Annotated in this window: 19 protein-coding genes; 4 read left to right on the forward strand and 15 right to left on the reverse strand. The window is 35.9% G+C overall.

What is annotated here, in order from left to right:
• Nucleotides 1-3 precede the first annotated feature (3 nt).
• The 9 genes from CMCT_RS06210 to rpmH form a co-directional block, all read right to left on the reverse strand.
• Entirely contained in the window at nt 4-1,068 is a 1,065-nt protein-coding gene (locus tag CMCT_RS06210) for an SDH family Clp fold serine proteinase (RefSeq protein WP_034969764.1), read from the reverse strand.
• A complete protein-coding gene (purL, locus tag CMCT_RS06215) occupies nt 1,068-3,263 on the reverse strand; it encodes a phosphoribosylformylglycinamidine synthase subunit PurL (protein ID WP_034969762.1) in 2,196 nt (731 codons plus the stop codon). Before purL ends, CMCT_RS06210 begins: the two co-directional genes overlap by 1 nt.
• A 64-nt stretch (nt 3,264-3,327) precedes the next feature.
• Nucleotides 3,328-3,906: an NAD(P)H-dependent oxidoreductase gene (locus tag CMCT_RS06220; RefSeq protein WP_169752992.1), complete on the reverse strand. Its 579-nt coding sequence runs from the start codon at nt 3,904-3,906 to the stop codon at nt 3,328-3,330.
• 27 nt (nt 3,907-3,933) lie between these two features.
• Entirely contained in the window at nt 3,934-5,271 is a 1,338-nt protein-coding gene (gene mnmE, locus CMCT_RS06225) for a tRNA uridine-5-carboxymethylaminomethyl(34) synthesis GTPase MnmE (RefSeq protein WP_034969757.1), read from the reverse strand.
• Nucleotides 5,252-6,283, reverse strand: coding sequence for a Jag N-terminal domain-containing protein (locus CMCT_RS06230; protein WP_034969755.1), 1,032 nt, complete (start codon nt 6,281-6,283; stop codon nt 5,252-5,254). Before CMCT_RS06230 ends, mnmE begins: the two co-directional genes overlap by 20 nt.
• Nucleotides 6,283-7,833, reverse strand: a complete 1,551-nt coding sequence (gene yidC, locus CMCT_RS06235) for a membrane protein insertase YidC (RefSeq protein ID WP_034969752.1) — start codon at nt 7,831-7,833, stop codon at nt 6,283-6,285. Before yidC ends, CMCT_RS06230 begins: the two co-directional genes overlap by 1 nt.
• 1 nt (nt 7,834) lies before the next feature.
• Nucleotides 7,835-8,179, reverse strand: a complete 345-nt coding sequence (gene yidD / locus CMCT_RS06240; RefSeq protein ID WP_169752907.1) for a membrane protein insertion efficiency factor YidD — start codon at nt 8,177-8,179, stop codon at nt 7,835-7,837.
• Complete coding sequence (gene rnpA, locus CMCT_RS06245; RefSeq protein ID WP_169752993.1) at nt 8,167-8,502, reverse strand: ribonuclease P protein component; 336 nt, start codon at nt 8,500-8,502, stop codon at nt 8,167-8,169. The genes yidD and rnpA overlap by 13 nt, the downstream gene beginning before the upstream one ends.
• Nucleotides 8,490-8,624: a 50S ribosomal protein L34 gene (gene rpmH, locus CMCT_RS06250; protein WP_034969745.1), complete on the reverse strand. Its 135-nt coding sequence runs from the start codon at nt 8,622-8,624 to the stop codon at nt 8,490-8,492. Before rpmH ends, rnpA begins: the two co-directional genes overlap by 13 nt.
• Before the next feature lie 93 nt (nt 8,625-8,717).
• On the opposite strand from rpmH, the gene CMCT_RS06255 reads away from it, so the two are divergent.
• The 4 genes from CMCT_RS06255 (at nt 8,718) to CMCT_RS06270 (ending at nt 11,701) form a co-directional block, all read left to right on the forward strand.
• A complete protein-coding gene (locus CMCT_RS06255) occupies nt 8,718-9,335 on the forward strand; it encodes a uracil-DNA glycosylase family protein (RefSeq protein WP_169752908.1) in 618 nt (205 codons plus the stop codon).
• Nucleotides 9,332-10,525 (forward strand): hypothetical protein, encoded by a 1,194-nt coding sequence (locus tag CMCT_RS06260; RefSeq protein WP_176325072.1) that lies wholly within the window; start codon nt 9,332-9,334, stop codon nt 10,523-10,525. Before CMCT_RS06255 ends, CMCT_RS06260 begins: the two co-directional genes overlap by 4 nt.
• 74 nt (nt 10,526-10,599) lie before the next feature.
• Nucleotides 10,600-11,055 carry a hypothetical protein gene (locus CMCT_RS06265; protein ID WP_051654911.1) on the forward strand — a complete coding sequence of 152 codons (456 nt, stop codon included), beginning with the start codon at nt 10,600-10,602 and terminating at the stop codon, nt 11,053-11,055.
• Between the two features lie 118 nt (nt 11,056-11,173).
• Complete coding sequence (locus CMCT_RS06270) at nt 11,174-11,701, forward strand: GGDEF domain-containing protein (protein ID WP_051654910.1); 528 nt, start codon at nt 11,174-11,176, stop codon at nt 11,699-11,701.
• Here the strand turns inward: CMCT_RS06270 and CMCT_RS06275 are convergent.
• From CMCT_RS06275 to CMCT_RS06300, 6 genes are all read right to left on the reverse strand, one after another.
• Nucleotides 11,676-12,092 (reverse strand): YbgC/FadM family acyl-CoA thioesterase, encoded by a 417-nt coding sequence (locus tag CMCT_RS06275; protein ID WP_244948638.1) that lies wholly within the window; start codon nt 12,090-12,092, stop codon nt 11,676-11,678. The genes CMCT_RS06270 and CMCT_RS06275 overlap by 26 nt on opposite strands.
• Nucleotides 12,093-12,129: 37 nt before the next feature.
• Nucleotides 12,130-13,224 carry a hypothetical protein gene (locus CMCT_RS06280; protein WP_034969736.1) on the reverse strand — a complete coding sequence of 365 codons (1,095 nt, stop codon included), beginning with the start codon at nt 13,222-13,224 and terminating at the stop codon, nt 12,130-12,132.
• A 235-nt stretch (nt 13,225-13,459) separates the two neighbouring features.
• Complete coding sequence (locus CMCT_RS06285) at nt 13,460-13,924, reverse strand: DUF4149 domain-containing protein (protein ID WP_034969881.1); 465 nt, start codon at nt 13,922-13,924, stop codon at nt 13,460-13,462.
• A gap of 15 nt (nt 13,925-13,939) precedes the next feature.
• Complete coding sequence (locus tag CMCT_RS06290) at nt 13,940-14,749, reverse strand: HemK/PrmC family methyltransferase (RefSeq protein ID WP_034969732.1); 810 nt, start codon at nt 14,747-14,749, stop codon at nt 13,940-13,942.
• A complete protein-coding gene (locus CMCT_RS06295) occupies nt 14,739-15,938 on the reverse strand; it encodes a M48 family metallopeptidase (RefSeq protein WP_034969730.1) in 1,200 nt (399 codons plus the stop codon). The genes CMCT_RS06290 and CMCT_RS06295 overlap by 11 nt, the downstream gene beginning before the upstream one ends.
• Nucleotides 15,939-15,941: 3 nt before the next feature.
• Nucleotides 15,942-17,315 (reverse strand): sodium-dependent transporter, encoded by a 1,374-nt coding sequence (locus tag CMCT_RS06300; protein WP_034969727.1) that lies wholly within the window; start codon nt 17,313-17,315, stop codon nt 15,942-15,944.
• Nucleotides 17,316-17,562: the final 247 nt, after the last annotated feature.

The raw sequence follows: 17,562 nt of genomic DNA on the forward strand, positions 1-17,562 counted from the left end.
TTTTTACCACAAATGATAGATCGTATTTTTAAGCTTGCCGCCAACTAGCTCGTTTTTACGCCACGAGCTTTCATCATTCATCACGCTCCAACGTCTCTCATCAGGGCGGTAAAACCAGTCCTTATCTATCTGATAATAGATCTGTTTGCCGTTTGCTTCAATGATATTTGCGATGTTGTTATCGTGATAACTGTTCTCATCATAATCAGTAAATGCACGTTGCCCCATTTCAGAGTAAAGCATTGTTAACTCCTGAAGCATTTCGTTTAGCTCATCATCCATTTTTTGCACGTGAAGCCCGATCTCTTCGGCTTCTCTGTAAAGTATAGGATATTCGTGTGCTGGGTAGTCGCCGTTTAATCTCTCTGAAATTTGGCGGATTTTGTTCTCATCATCAATGTGATAACGCAAAATTTCACGGCAAATTTTTAGCGACAAAGAACTAGCCCTATCAACCGCACCAAAAACTAGCGGATGAATATACTCATAAAGCGATTTGTAAGGATTTTCATCATTTTGTTTTTCATTTTCGTGCCATAGTTTTATGACGCGGTTTAGCTCGTCCATTGACACACTTACAAGCTCATTACCCTTATTTGTGGGGCTTAGCTCGTGTTTTAGTGATGTATCAACTGGCGTAAGATAAGCAAGTGGTCCCATAACTATCTCATTTGCACCAAGTGCCATCATAGTTGCAGCCGAAGCACAATTTGCAGGAATCAGTGCGGTTATGTTTTTGCAGTAGTTACGAAGTGTGCTAATAATCCTAAGACTAGCAATACCGCTACCGCCGTCGCTTTTTATGAATAAAAAGGCGTTTTGTATCTTTTTACCCTTTAAAATTTCATACATCGCGCTAGCGTCATTACCGCAAACCGAACCGGCGTTTGAGTTGTAGTAAGTTATTAGCGTCCCGCCAAGTTTGCTTTCAAGCTGTTTAATAAGCATTTGTGTTTGGTTAAATAAAATCGGAGGCTTTGCCACGCCTCTTTTTTCGTTCTCTTGCTGTGCTTCTGGCTCGTCATCTACGCCTTTTGCGGTCTTATCTATCCACTCTTTTAGCCCCATTAGTCATCCTGTTTTATGATATTTCTAAACTCATTAAAATAAATTTCTTGCATATCTTTTAAATTTTTATTAACGCCGTCAATGATAAATCTATCTCCACCAGTTACGCCGATTTTTTCTATTTTTAGCCCAAATTTTGTGGCGAGTTTGGCAAATTTAGCTTCATCTTTTACACCCACGACAGCCCTTGAAAAGCTCTCATCAAAGATAAATCTCTCATCGCCAAAATCGCATTTTGCGTTAATGCCAATACCACTAACACACGCCATTTTAGCAAGCGTCATCGCCACGCCACCAGTGCCGACAGAGTTTGCAAATTCTAAAATATCATCTTTATTTGCATTAATTACTAAGTCCCACAACGCCCTTTCGCTCTTATAATCAATCTCTTTTAACTCGCCTCCAACTGCGTTAAATAGGGCTTTTAGGTAAAGACTACCGCCAAATTCTCCGCTTGTTTGTCCGATTAGATAAACTGGCGTGTTACTATTTACAAAGACGCTACCAAGCGATTTTATAGCATTTTCATTTACGCCAACGCTTACAATGCCCGGAGTAGGATACACGCCAACGCCCTCAGTATCGTTATAAAGACTTACGTTACCGCTTACAACAGGCGTATTTAGCTTTCTACACGCCTCTTTTATGCCTTCACAACCTTGCGTAAACTGCCACATAACTTCGGCGTTTTCAGGGTTGCCGTAATTTAAACAATCAGTAATTGCAAGTGGCACAGCACCGCTCATAGCGACCTTTCGCCCACTTGCTGCTACTGCCATTGCCGCACCGACTTTTGGATTTACGTAGTTATGTCTTGATGAGCACTCCATACCCATAGCAATCGCCCTACCACTCTCTTTTATGCGAATCACACCAGCACCCAAAAATCCGGGCTGTTTTATCGTATTTGTCTGAATGTTTGCGTCATACTGATCATAAATAAATGATTTGTTTAAAATGTGCGGATTTTTTAGCAGAGTGTCAAAGGCGTCGGCGTTTGAAATTTTCGCAAATTTATTAATGTTTATATCTTTTATCTCATCAAGATATTTTGGACGCTGTGTCGGTCTATCAAGCACTGGTGCCGCCTCGCTAAGTGGCTCAATTGGTATCTCGCCAACTAACTCGCCGTGCCAAAAAAGCTCCATTTTACCACTATCTGTAACCTCGCCGATAGTTTCAGCGTCAAGGTCATACTTATTAAAAATTTCTTTGATTTTTGTTTCGTAGCCCTTTTTAGCACAAATTAGCATACGCTCTTGGCTCTCGCTAAGCATTAGCTCATAAGGCGTCATACCAGCTTCACGCATAGGCACTTTATCAAGATGCATTTTCATACCACTACCGCTTCGTCCAGCCATTTCAAAACTACTTGAAGTAAGACCAGCTGCACCCATATCTTGAATGCCAACAATATAATCTGTCTTAAATAGCTCCAAACAAGCTTCAAGCAGTAGTTTTTCAGCAAAAGGATCGCCCACTTGAACGGTCGGACGAAGTGATTTATTTGCGTCATTAAAGCTATCACTCGCCATTACAGCACCGCCAAGTCCGTCCCTGCCGGTCTTTGAGCCGACATACATTACGCTATTACCTACACCTTCGGCTTTTGCATAAAAGATCTCATCACTTTTACAAATGCCTAGTGCAAAAGCATTTACTAAGATATTGCCGTTAAAACTCTCATCAAAAGCGACCTCTCCGCCAATTGTAGGAATTCCCATACAATTGCCATAGTGTCCGATACCAGCAACTGAGCCTTTGATTAAGTGGCGTTGGTATTTTGCAGTTTTATCTTTGCCAAGAAAATTACCAAAGCGAAGCGAGTTCATATTTGCCACAACTCTAGCACCCATTGTAAAAACATCTCTCAAAATTCCGCCAACTCCAGTTGCAGCACCTTGATATGGCTCAATAAAACTTGGGTGGTTGTGGCTCTCCATTTTAAAAACAGCAGCATATCCATCCCCAACGTCTATAACACCGGCATTTTCACCGGGACCTTGAATGACCCAAGGTGCTTTGGTTGGAAAGCCGTTTAGGTATTTTTTACTTGATTTATACGAGCAGTGTTCGCTCCACATCGCTGAGAATATCCCAAGTTCGAGTAAATTTGGCTCACGACCTAGAATTTTTAAGATATTTTCGTATTCGCCGTCGCTGATTTTGTGTGCTTTGATAGTGGCTTTATCCATTACTAATCCTTGCGTAGAATTTGTAGTGATTTTAGCCACTTTTTACTTTATGTGGTATAAATTTCTAACCAAAAATCTTAAGCAAATGTGCCTTATAGTCATCTATAAATTTTGCTACATTGGGCATTTTTATAACATCATTGCAAATGTAGGTAGGAAGTGCTTTAATGCCTAAAAATTCATTTGCCTTTCTAAAATGCAAATAGACACCATCAACGCCAACTCCCTCAAAAAATTCTTTTTTGTCAGTAAAAGCCTGTATTGGTGCATTCCAAGTAACACTAAGCATATGCTTTTTATCAAGTAAACAACCAGTGCCGTAGTCTTTGCCTGGGTCTGTTTTATGACGGCCGTCGTTTGCAAAAAGCTTACCATAACCAGCCATAAAAACTTCATCTACATATTTTTTAACTATCCAAGGCTCCCCCATCCACCAACCTGGCATTTGCCAAATCACAACGTCCATCCATAAAAATTTATCAACTTCTGCTTCTATATCGTATCCGCTATCTATAATCGTCTCTTTAATATCGTATCCCATTGATGTGAGTTCAGACTTTGCGACATCGTGTAAAGTTTGATTTAGTCTGCCTTCTGCATTAGCAAATTTTTTACCACCATTAATTAGTAAAATTTTCATTATCATCCTTTAAAAAATGCGTATTATAGCCTATTTTCCCAAGCAAAAGTTACTAAACATCTCATCTAAAATTTCATCTCTTTTAAATGGTTTGGTTATAAATGAGATACTTGTTATGGCAGAATTTATCTCGTAAGCAAAAAGCTCTAGTTCACTTTCATTTAGTAGATTAATGGCGTTGCTTATGGCGTTTATGGCGTTTATGCAAGCTGTGATTTGTAAATTTGAGTTCAAGATAAGCTCGTCGCTATCTTGTAAATTTAGATACTCTTCTAGCGTTTTTACTAAAATTTCAGTGCTATTTTTGGCTGAAATTTGCATTACATTTGGTAGGTTTTTTTCAAATTTGACACCAAGATCACTCTTATTTAGGATATAAAAAATTTGCTTTTTACTATCTTTTAAAAGCTCTAAAATACGCTCATCTTGCTCATCACTCAAATTTGAGCCGTCAAAAATCGCCAAAATAATATCAGCCTCATCAATGGCTTTTAAAGAGTAGCCAATGCCAATACTCTCGACCGCTCCAGCATTTTTGCGAATTCCTGCAGTGTCGATTATGCGAACTAGATGTGTACCGATGTTTAGGCTCTCTTCTATGCGGTCCCTTGTCGTTCCAGCCTCATCTGATATGATAGCCCTTTCATACGCTAAAAGCGCATTTAAAATAGAGCTTTTGCCAACATTTGGTTTACCAATTATGGCTATTTTAAAGCCGTCTATTAGCCCCTGACGGCTCTTGCTTATGCTTACGATACGCTCAAGCTTTGCGTGATTTTGAGTTAGCAAATTTTTAGTCTGAGATAAAATATCGCTTGGCAAATCATCATCAGCATAATCAATACTGGTTTCTACAAAAGCGAGTGTCTTTACAAGCTCATCTCTAAGCTCATTTACATATAAGCTTAGCTCCCCTCTCATCTGCCTGGCTAAAATTTTAACCGCACCTTCACTTTTGGCATTTATGAGAGATTGGATAGCATTTGCCTTTGCAAGATCCATTTTGTCGTTTAAAAATGCCCTTTGGCTAAATTCGCCAGGTTTTGCCATTTTAGCTCCAGCCTTAACTAGCTGTGAGATTATAAGCTTTAATACCATAAAACCACCGTGGGCTTGAAACTCGACCACATCCTCTCCTGTAAAACTAGCAGGGGCCTTAAAATAAAGCAAAATAGCCTCATCGATAAACTCGTTATTAAGAGAGTAAATTTTACACAATGTCGCTAGACGTGGAGTTAAGTTGGTCTTTTTTGTAAGCTTTAATGCGATATTTAAGGCGTCAGCACCACTTAGGCGGATAATGCCTATAGAACCAACGCCGTTTGCAGTGGCGATAGCAACTATCGTATCATTTTTTAAAGAAGTCATTTACAACTACAAATCTATCGTTTCCGTTTGATTTAATACCGACATATTTTTCTGGAAATTTCGCACGTAATTTCTCAAGTGCAATCTTAACCAAAACGCCGTCTAGTGGCTTAGTTTGAGCTTTTCCAGTATTTTGAACACGCTCAATAATTGAAACTAAATATTGCTCTATCATAGCCTCTTGATTTTTTAAAAACTCAGCGATTTCAAGGCGAACAATAAGGTTGTATTTTGGATTTAGCCAGTTGTGTAGTAGATATGAGATCGCCTTGTAGCGGTAGCCCTCTTTGCCTATTAAAAGAGCTGCATCTTCTCCGTCAAGCTCTACTAGAACGCAGTCATCGCTAAATTTCGAAACTTCAATTTTAGTGATATTAAAGCAACTAGCATTTAAAAGCCTTGTTAAATCCTCTTTTATAACAGGTAAAATTTCATCAAATTTTATAGGCTCTTTTGGCTTTTTTTCATCTTTGGTATTGCTTTTTGACGAGTCATCATCAATGTTAAAATTATCGATTATTGACGTATCTAAAATGTCCTTTTGCTCGTGTTTTTGAGGCTTTATCTCAGTACTATCAAGGCGTTTTATTACGTATTCTGGTTTTGGCTCATCGTTAATAGTTTGAGTATTATCCCCAAAGGCATTCTGTGCTAAACTCTCATTTTTCTCACTCAAGCTCTGTTTTGGCGTATTTTGTTGATGATTTTTGCTCTTTTTGTTTTTATTTCGCTTCTTATCATCTCTTTTATCAGCTCTATTCTCACGATGTTCATCTTGTTTTTTATCAAAATTTTGATCCTTTTTATGCTCATCGTTTCTATTTTCACGTTTAGCTCTTGCTTTACCCTTTTCTACCTCAACCTCAATAATTGCATTTTTTTTAAAAAATCCAAGAAAACCTGCACTTGGATGCTGGATAACAGACTTAACATCAATCTCGGTCACAGAACAGTTTAACTGCTCGGCCGCCTTTGAAAACGCCTCTTGTAGAGTTGGTGCTTCTATTCGCATCAGGCTTTTACCTCCACTTTTTTCTGTTTTTCAAAAAGCTTATTGACAAAAATTTGCTGGATAACAGAACAAACGTTATTAACAAACCAATAAAGCGTAAGTCCCGCCGGGAACGTCACAAAGAAAAACGTAAATATAAGCGGTAGATACTTCATAATCTTCTCTTGCATTGGGTCTGTAAATGTAGTTGGAGTAAGTTTTTGTTGCAAGAACATCGTAACACCCATTAGGATTGGAAGTATAAAGTATGGATCCATTATAGAAAGGTCGTGTATCCAAAGTATCCACTCAGCACCCTTAAGCTCAATAGCATTTAATAAAACGCGGTAAATTGCAAAGAAAACTGGAATTTGTAAAAGTATCGGCAGACATCCACCCATAGGATTTGCACCGTGTTTTTTATAAAGCTCCATCATATGAGCGTTCATCTTTTGCGGATCGCCCTTGTATTTTGCCTGTATCTCTTTCATTTTTGGCGAAAGCTCTTTTAACTTGTTCATCGATAGCATTCCCTTATAAGTAAGTGGGAATAAAACCACCCTAATCACAAGCGTTAAAACCACTATCGCCCAGCCCCAGTTGCCTATATGATCGTGCAGGTAATTTAAAAACGCAAACATAGGTCTAGCAATAAAAGTAAACCAGCCATACTCAACGACATCGGTTAATCTCGCGTCAATCTGCTTTAAATTTCTGTGATCTTTTGCACCTATATAGCCACTTGCCTCAAATTCGCCGTTTGCCTTTATAAATGCTAGAGAGTTCTTCTGCGAATCAACATCCATAACGACTTCTAAATTTTTATTAAAATTATAAAGTAAAGTCGTATAGTAGCGATCAGACGCAGCAGCTATATTAACGTCTGAAAATTTCTCATTTCCATCAATATCATCATCCTCAAGAATGCTTAACTTATCATCAGCATGTCTTAAAAGCACCCCATGAACAGTGTAGCTATCTACGGCTATATTTGGCCTAGCACCAGGCGTGATAAAATACTCAACGGCCTTGCTCGTGGTTACTTTTATATCATATTTTCCGTTTTGAAAAAATGTTATCTTTTTAGTCACCACAAGATCATCTAACTGCTGTGTTAAAACCACAGACTTTGGCTCATTATCAACATTTATCTCGCTTACATCGGCACTATATTTTGTATTAAATGCCTGTGTATTAATGTTTGTATCAATAAATCTTAACTCAAGTACAAGTGGCGACACACCAGTTAACTGAGCCTTGTTGCCATTTTCGTCTGAAAATTTCTTATCATTTAGATAAAATTTACTTACTCGGCCCAAGCTATCAATATTTGCAGTGTAATCTTTTGCGTTTATGGTTACTAAAATATCATTTGCGTTTTGCTGTGCATTTGGCAATGCAGATGAAACACTAGTGTTATTTGTAGCTGGTGCTAAATTTGAAGATTTGATTGTTTTGTTTTGCTCTGTTTGTATTGTTTTTGGTATAAAAAAATAGTCGTATGCTACAAAAAATGCCAGAGATAAAATCGTGGCTAACAACACTCGTTTTTGCGTAGAAAGCTTATCCATATTATTTTTCCTTTGAGGCAAAAGCCTTAATAACGTAAAATTTACCCTTTTTGCAAGGAATAAACCAAAATTTTATATCAAGTGATCTCTCTTGTAAAGTTAAGAAATTTAGCCTAAATTCCTTTGAAACCACAGGATAATCTATACCACCTTTAAATAGCTGGTTGCATTTTAAAATTCTAAAAAAAGTAGCAAAAAACGCTAGAAAGATATTGTTGTTTTTAAACTGCCAGACGGCATACTCTGAACAACTCGGATAGTATCTGCAAGAGCTTGGAGTAAATTTAGAGATATAGTTTTGATAAAATTCTAAGAAAGAAAGCAAAAGCTCTCTCATCTTAAACATCCTAATTTTTTAAGTGACCAACGAAGTGCTTTTTGAATCTTTAAAAATTCAACGTTTTCAAGCCCGTTTTTAGCCACCATTATATAAATACCGCTCTCAAGCTCGGCCGAAACACTTATAAAAACAGCCCTTAAGAGCCTCTTGGCTCTATTGCGAACGACTGCTTTACCTACCTTTTTGCTAGCAACTACGGCTACTTTTTTATCACTTGTCGGTTTATAAAACACAACGCATATATCGCTATGCCACTTCTTTGCGTCTTTATAAACTGACGAAAATTCTTTTGAGTCAGATAGTGACTCAAAACCTACTAAGCTGCCAATCTTTTTCTACCTTTGGCACGTCTAGCACTTAAAACCTTGCGACCATTTTTTGTTTTCATTCTAACACGAAAACCGTGAGTGCGTTTTTTAGGTGTTTTATGAGGTTGATAAGTTCTTTTCATTTGTATCCTTTTGTTAATATAAAAGCGTGATTTTAGCAAAGCAATACTTAAAAAGCTTTGAATATTTTAAGTTTAAATAACTATAATACGGCGATGCATAATACAGACTTAAAAAAGCTTGAATTTCTAAAAGCAATCGGCTACAAATTTGTAAATAAAAGCTCACTGGTTGGGTTTGCCTATTATAAAAATTTAGATAGTTTAAATAGTGATATAAAAAGGTGTTTTTTGTGTCATTTAAGAAATGGTGTTAAAAATCCATTCAGCATAGCAGAGAATAGCTCATCTAGGCTAATGTTTGTAAATTTTATGCCAAGTCAAGCAGAGGAGCAAAGTGGTCAGCCCTGGAAAGATAAAGAGTGGTTTAGTGCCCTAATATATGAAATTTTAGGGCTAAAAACAGATGAGTATCGCATAAGTTATGCGGTAAAATGCCACGCAAAAGATAGCAATATAAACCACACCGATAGTTGCTTATCATATCTTTTTGAAGAGATAAGACTTGTAAATCCAAAGGTGATAGTGACGCTTGGAAGCGAAGTTTTTAGATGTTTTTTTGCAAATCGAAATTTAAATGGCATTAGAGGAACACTGCTAAAATTTGAAAACTCAATACTAATGCCGACATTTTCTGTGGACTGGCTAGTTAAAAATCCTAGCCATAAAGACGATTTTGTAAATGATTTAAACAGATTAAAAGGGATTTTATGAGAATTTTATTTCTTGTTTTTTGCACGATAAGTTTGGCATTTTGCGAACCTAGGGCAAAAATTTTATCAAGCATACCACCAGCAAAAGAAATTTATATAAATTTACAAACGCAAAAATGCGATAAAGATTGCTTATTAAAACTATACGAAGATGATATGCTAATAAGCTTTTTAGCGCAGTTTGAGCCTGATATAAACGATGATGAGCTTAAGAGCAAATACCTAAGCCTAAGCGGTCAAATGCCTTTTATTTCAAGCACAAACAAAATCGCCGTCATAATACCTCAAAAAATAATAAAATCATACGCAAAAGTCGTCCAAAACGTACTTAGCTCGTATATACTAGAAACAAATGCAAAAATTTCTTTAAAATTTATACAAAGCAGTGATGAAACGACACAAAATATACAAAATGCCCTAAATATCGCTAGAGAAAGCGGTATAAAACTATTTATCACGCCATTTACACAGGTTGGGACAAACGTATTAAACTCGCTAATAAACAAAGACGAAATCGCTTACATACCAACCATAAACAAAGCTACTACAACAAACATAAGCCAAAATATCATCTTTGGAGGCGTTGCCTACGATAAACAAATAGCCTATTTGCTTTTAAAAGCTGAAGACAAAATAAGCTCATTTGTAGATGGCAGTCCACTTGGAGACTACCTAGCCTCAGTTGTAGAGGCTATGGCTAATAAAGATGTGTATCAAGCACAAATAAGCGGAAAAGATATAAATATAAAAGAGCAACTCTCAAGACCTGATAAGATAAATAATTCAGCTGTATTTTTAAATTTACCCCTTATAAAAGCCGTCCTTGTGGCAACTCAGCTTAAAAATTTAGAAGTAGTCCCGCAAAAGTTGCTTAGCACACAGATAAATTTCGACCCTCATATTTTAACGATGATAGAACAAAAGGATAGAAACGAGCTGTATCTTGCAAATTCCATAAACCTATCTAATGATAGCCTAAGAGCCACGGCAGCACTTTTTAATATAAATTTAGACCACAATTTTATCGCCTACTCAAATGCAATAGGACTTGAGTATCTTTATGCAAATTTCATAAACAGCACGGCAAACAGGATTTTTAAAGAGCAGATTGTATTTGGACAGGTAAATTATGATGTTAAAATTTACAAAACAGACGGATATAAATTTATACAAGAAAATAGCACTGATTAGCTAGATAAAATAACAAAATTTCTTTAAAGAAAAAATGGTATTTTTTGCCAAAATTATAAAAATTAGAATTTAAAATGTTTAACCACGAACAGGTTGTCTACACCATAGGCTTATCAGATAAGCACCACAAAGCAATACAAAAGATAACACCAAAGGATGTTATCGTTAAACATTTTACAAATTTACAAGATACAAATATCACTGAAGCTGACTATATCATCACAAAAGTTAGCCAAAGTGAGTTAAAAATACTTTTAAATGATATAAAAAATATAGAAAATTTAATGCTTTGTATCGACAAAGATGAATTTCACTCGCTAAAAATGCACGACATCGGCGATATTTTGCCACTTAATCCAAGCATAGACGACATAAAATACTACTACAAAAAGCTAGTAAAAAAGATAAAACTAGAAAATAGTCTCTTTGAACAAAGAGAAATTTTAAACACAATTATAAACGCCACCGATGACCTAGTTTGGGTAAAGGACGCAAAAGGTGCTCATAAAATGTTAATGACAGCTTTTTAATGCACTGCCATCTGCAAAAGATGGACACAGAAAAACAAGACAAGAGTGCCTAGAACGAGGTCATCTTTTTATCTGGAAGTTAAGCAAGAAGGATTACGCTGAGGGTGAGTTTATCTGTATGGAGTCTGAGCTAGATGTGATAAAAGCAGACGCCACACTTACCCTTGATGAAATTAGCGGAGAGTTAAGAAATTTAGTAACCAGAAAGTCGCCTATACACGACAGGCACGGCAAGATAATGGAAACAATAGGCGTCGCAAAAGACGTCACACAAGAGCTTCGCTACAAACAGCAACTACAAAAACTAGCATACAATGATAAATTTGGACACCTAAAAGGCGATGAGGCACTAGTTATCACGGCGACCACACTTAAGGTTGTGTTGCCAGACTTTACACTTGGAAGGCTAGGAGGAGATGAGTTTATCGCCATAAGCGAAAAACACGGCAAAGTATCATCTCTTATAGAACTTATAAAATCAAAACCAAAAACAACCTATCTAATCGACGATGACCTTAGAGATCTAAGTATTAGCATAGGTCACGCCCTACACGACCCAAAAGACTCAAACATAGAAGAGCTAATCCACAAAGCCGATACAAATATGTATAAATCCAAAGTCAAAGACAAGGCCCAAGGCTCTTAAAAAACTGGACTAGCTCATCACTCATCCTTGTTGCCTTGCCATTTTTTAAACAAGCAAGTGTTATTTGTGAGCTAAAAATTTTAACCTCATCACACTCGCCGTTTATATCAGCTATCCTAAAAACCTCTTGTATTAGCATGACACTTGCGCGGTTTATTTGCACAACGCTACTCTTAACTACAAGCATATCACCAAGCCTTGCTGGTTTTAAAAATTTAGCAGATTCTATGCTAGAAACCACAAAATTACACTCATTGCTAAAAGGCTTTAATGGCGAGTTAAAAAATAGCTCACTTCTAGCACGTTCGCAAAATTTAAAATAATTCGCGTGATAAACAACCCCACCAGCATCGGTATCTTCGTAATAAACTCTTATTTTCATATTTTGCATACCCTTTTATTAAATTACACACTTTCCATAATTTATATTATCTATTTAATATTTTTTTGGCATATTCAAAAATATATTCTTTCACGCATAAGTAATTGGCTCTACCATTTATTTCCTCCATTACATGATTTAGAATAACTTTATAAACCATACTATTATCTTTTAGTATATTTTTGGCATATTCTTCTTTATCTTTTGGCCAATTATCCTCAATAGTTTTTATTATATTACTTTTAGGCAAAACAAGCTCATCGTGTGGATAATCAAATTGAGCATTGTCAATTATTTCATCAATAACTTTTCTTTTCCAGACTCTTCCTATTTGTGCTTCAAATTCAGATGTACCTCCTATTCTACCAACATATATTCCATGAAAAACTGTTATAGGAGAACTTGTCCTTAATTGTGTATTCCCTAACATAATTGCTCCCTTAAGATTATAAAAGAATGCAGGTGCACCAGACATACCTTGTTTAGATGCACAATCTACTAAAAATTGTTCTTGCCCATCCCATCCCAAATGAGGATTTGAAGCAACAGTTGCACGCTTCCAAATAGGTTGTCCTGTATAATCAGTAATTCCTTTTGGATAACCTACAATAAATATATCTTCACTAGCATATAAATAATCAGAATAATCCTCTATATCTTCATATCTCAGCTCTAAATCTTGTGTATGAACTATATCTGTACTTAACCCTAAAGAAGTCTGATTTTTTAGTATAGTGGAAATATTAATTTTTTTCCCATCAATAAGTGAACCTTCGAATAAATACTCTTTTGTCAGGTCAATAGGTATAGCAACAACATCTACCTTTGGCCATCCTTGAGGATGTATTAAATAAGTTGGTTTACCATCTTTTTCTAAGGGCAAGGATATACTCATTTTCACACTTCCATTAAACTCACCTTGAGAAATTTGTTGAGAAAATGTTGCAATGATTTTATTTGGTACAGATAAGTTCGTACTCAAACTTTCTAGTGTTTCAGAATGTCTACCTGACACATTGTGCCAAGCAGTTATAATATAGCTTTTATTATTTTTTTTATAAAAAACACCTGTTCCAACTGCAAGTTTTATATCATCTCTACAAATTGATAAGTGTACAACTGCTTCAGATGGTTGAATCATAAATACTCCTCGTATTTTTTTATTATACTTAATTATACATAAAATTGATTGTATTAATACGCAATAAGACTAGTCAGATAAGCCATTTTGAATCCAAATTCGCTTCACAAAGTTCTCAAAATTTAACTTTTCTACAAAATAGAAAATTATAAATGCCCCTATTTATAATGTGCCTTTACTGGATTTTAGAGAAAGTAAGAGTTTTTATAATAAACTCTTACTTTCATTTTGCAATTTACCTTTTAAAACTTTTAAGAAAAAATAGCAGTGTCTGAGCTGCCATCATAAGTTTCATTACATATTCACTTGCCTTATGGATAGCGTTAAATTCGGCATTTGCTATGGTTGCAACCTCACCTTTTGCTTGTGCTTGTAAGATAAAATCCGTAAAATAAAAGATAAAAATAAGAGCTAGTGCTAAATTTATAAACGCAAGTGCCAAGCTTGAAATTTTAACGTGTTTACACTCATCTTTACGTAAATTAATAAGCTCAAAAAGTATAGCAAACAAACTCACAAATAGTAAAAAGTAGTTGTACTTTATGAAAATTTGCGTCATTATAATACCGCTTTGAAAATGCGTAAGAACCCCCTCAAGTCCGAATCTCTGCGGGTAGAATATCGCAGGTGCGACAAAAACACCAAGAGCAATCTCCATACCGACAAGCCCTGCTAAGAAAAATAGATATATGTTTTTTATGGCCATAGTATTCCTTTAATATTTAAATGCGACAAATCCACGGTCAAATCCCGCTAAATCCTTGTAAAATTCCGCCCTATAACCAAAATTTCCAAGCTCTTTTTGCATACTTTCACGCTGGTCATAGCCCATTTCACAAGCTAAAATTTTAATATCTCTAAGGCTAGAAATTCTAATAATCTCTTTTAAAATTTCATCTCCGCTCACTCCACCAAAAAGTGCAGTTTTTGGCTCGTTTTGCACCCATTTATCAAGCTCATACTCATTTGCAATGTATGGCGGATTTGATACTAAAATATCAATTTGACCGCAAATTTCATCAAGATAGGAGCAGTTAAAAAGCTCTACTTTATCACTAACACCAAATTTCTTTGCATTTTTGGTGGCATTTTCTATCGCTACGCCGCTTATATCGCTTGATTTTATAAGTGCATTTTTTAAATTTAGTGCCAAACAAATGCTTATAATACCGCTTCCAACTCCAATCTCGGCAATCTTTGGCATATTAAAATTTTTAGCCACCTCTAGCACTTTATCAACCAAAATTTCAGTCTCAGGACGCGGTATTAAAACGCCTTTAAATACGTCAAATTCAAGCGAATAAAACGAAGCCTTGCCAGTTATATACTCAAGCGGTTCGCCATTTTTAAAACGCCAAATCTGCGTAAAATACTCGCTAAAATCAAAAATTTCATTGTCTTTTAAAAAAAGCTCTTCTTTGCTGAAATTTAAAAAATTACAGAGCAAAATTCTAGCCACAGATGAGCCATTTTCACAATCTTTTAGCTCGCTTTTGGCTAAATTTAAAGCCTCTTTAACTCTCATTTTTTAGCTTTTCTATACGCTCAAAAAGCGTTGGATGAGAGTGATAGATGGCCGAATATAGCGGATGAGAGAGCGGAAAGGCTTTATTTTCTAAGCCTAGTTTTTTTAGTGCGTCTATCATACTTTGTTTATCTTTTGTTCTAGCACCAAATTCATCTGCACCAAATTCATTTTTTCGGCTAATAAATCCAATAATTGGATTAAACAAAAAGCTAAAAATAGGCGAAAAAAGCAGGAAAAATACAACAAATCCGCCTCCACCAAACATACCTATGCTTTCATAAACAGAATTTGGAATATTTGCAAATATAGCAAAAAACAAAAACAGCATAATGGCACTTAGGGCTATCATTTTTAAAATATCCTTGTGCTTAAAATGCCCAAGTTCGTGTCCTAAAACAGCAATAATCTCATCTATGCTTAGCTTTTGTATGAGCGTGTCAAACAGCACAACCCTTTTTGTAGCCCCAAGTCCACCAAAATAGGCATTTAAGCGACTATCTCGCTTACTAGCGTCCATCACGAAAACACCGCTACTTTTAAAACCTAAGCCTATTAGTAAATTCTCAATAGCAGATTTTAACTCGCCTTCCTCAAGCGGTGTTACTTTGTTAAACATAGGAGCGATTATGGTTGGGTATATTAAATTTATAACAATTATGATGCCAAAACTGATAAAAAATGCCCAAAGCCACCAAAACTCGCCTAAAAAATCTATGCAAGTTAAGATAATCCAAATAAAACCAGAGCCAAAAACAAGCGTTAAAAGTAGCGATTTTATCGTATCAACTATGAAAATTTTTGGTGTTAGGTTTGAAAACCCTTGTTTTTTATCTTTTATAAATTTCTCATAAATATTAAACGGCAAATCAATAACTAAATTTATAAACACAAACGCCATAGCAAAAGCTATATTTTGAGCAATAGTATCGTCAGTAACGACATAAGCGTATAAAATTTTAAGACCAAAAACAATCCAAAAAATAGCAACAAGAGCATTAAAAATAAGGCTAGTTAGCTCAAATTTCTGATTTTGTATGGCGATATTTGCCGCATTTTTATACTCATCATCACTTAAAACAACCGCCTTTTTTAAACTAGCATTTTTTATAAAATTTATCTGCAAAATCGCAAAAAAGCACCTTAAAAAAACATACAAAAAATATATAAAAACCAAAAAATAGATCATAAACTACCTTAAAAAATTATCATAAAAACTACTTACAAATACAACCAAAATCAAAAATGGTATGATATATTTTATATAAAAATACCAAATTCCGATAAGTTTTGCATATCTTTGGCTTCCTTGCAAAATCTCCTTTTTAGCCTCATCTTTAAGCACCCAACCCACAAAAATAACACAACCAAGAGAGGTTAAGATAAAAAATATCGTAGCACTTATAGCGTCATAAGCGTCAAAGATGTTTTTGCCAAAAATTGTAACATCAGAGAGCAAATTTGTAGCCATAAGACTAGGCAAATTCCCAAGCACGAAAATGCCACCAAGCACTATAAAAATGGCTCTTTTTCTACGAATTTTAAATTTTTCTTGAATTGTTGTAATGATAACCTCATAGATAGGTAGCGACGTAGTAAGCGCTGCTATCATAAGAAGCGTAAAGAACGCAACCGCAAAAAACTCCCCAGCCCACATATTTGAAAACACTATCGGAAGGCTTTTAAAAACAAGGCTTGGGCCGCTATTTGGCTCTATACCAAATGTAAAAAGCGAAGGGAAGATCATAAATCCTGCCAAAACGGCAATTGCGGTATTTAAAATTCCTGTTATGATTGAAATTTTGACCAAATTTTCATCTTTTTTAACAAAGCTTGATAGCGTTATCATCACGCCAAACCCGAGCGAAAGCGCAAAAAATACCTGCCCTAAAACATCAATAAAAAGCTTCATATTTATCTTTGAAAAATCGGGAGTAAGATAAAATTTAATCCCTTCAGACGCACCTTCAAGAGTGATATTTTTAAACACCATCGTAAGCATAAGCAAAAACAAAAGAGGCATAAGATACTTCGCCGACCGTTCAATACCCTTAACCGCACCTTGGACTAAAATGATATAGTTTATAAGCACAAAAACAAGGGTTGCAAAACTAATAGCAAGTGGGTTGCTAACGATATTTTGCTCGTAAAAAGCGGTCGTGGTTTTAAAATCAAGTGTGTTTGAAAGATCAAGCATACCAAATGAAATTTGTGCTATGTAGTTTAACACCCAGCCACCTATGACCATATAATAAGCCATTATCCCAAACGCACCGACAAGCCCCATCCAGCCGACTATCTTCCAGTATGAACTTACTCGTTTGCCATTCGCACTACCGCCAAAAGCGTCAACGGCATTTACCTTTAAACGCCTACCTATCGCGTTTTCAACGAGAATCATTGGAATTCCTATTGCTACCATCGCCATGCAAAACGTAAGCACGTAAGCTCCGCCGCCATTTTGTCCCACAAGATACGGAAAACGCCAAGTCGCACCAAAGCCGACGGTCGCCCCAGCAACAGCTAAAATGTAAGTTAGTCTTGAGCTCCAAGAATTTCGGTTCATACAATTTCCTTTTTTGTAAAGGGTTGATTATATAATAAAAATGTTTTGAGTTTTTTAAAATTTTAGCACAAACGAGCCAAAATTTGGCTCGTGCGGTTAATTTTTTACATTTTAAGCCCAGTGTGCTCCGCCGTGCTCGGCACCTTTGACGATGAATAAGCTACTTTTTGCACCAACTTTTAGCAATCCTTCGTGTAAAATTTCAGATTAATTTGGCGAAACTCTCGTGTCTTTATCGCCAACCATT

The organism is Campylobacter mucosalis, from assembly GCF_013372205.1.
GTDB classification, from domain to species: Bacteria; Campylobacterota; Campylobacteria; order Campylobacterales; family Campylobacteraceae; genus Campylobacter_A; species Campylobacter_A mucosalis.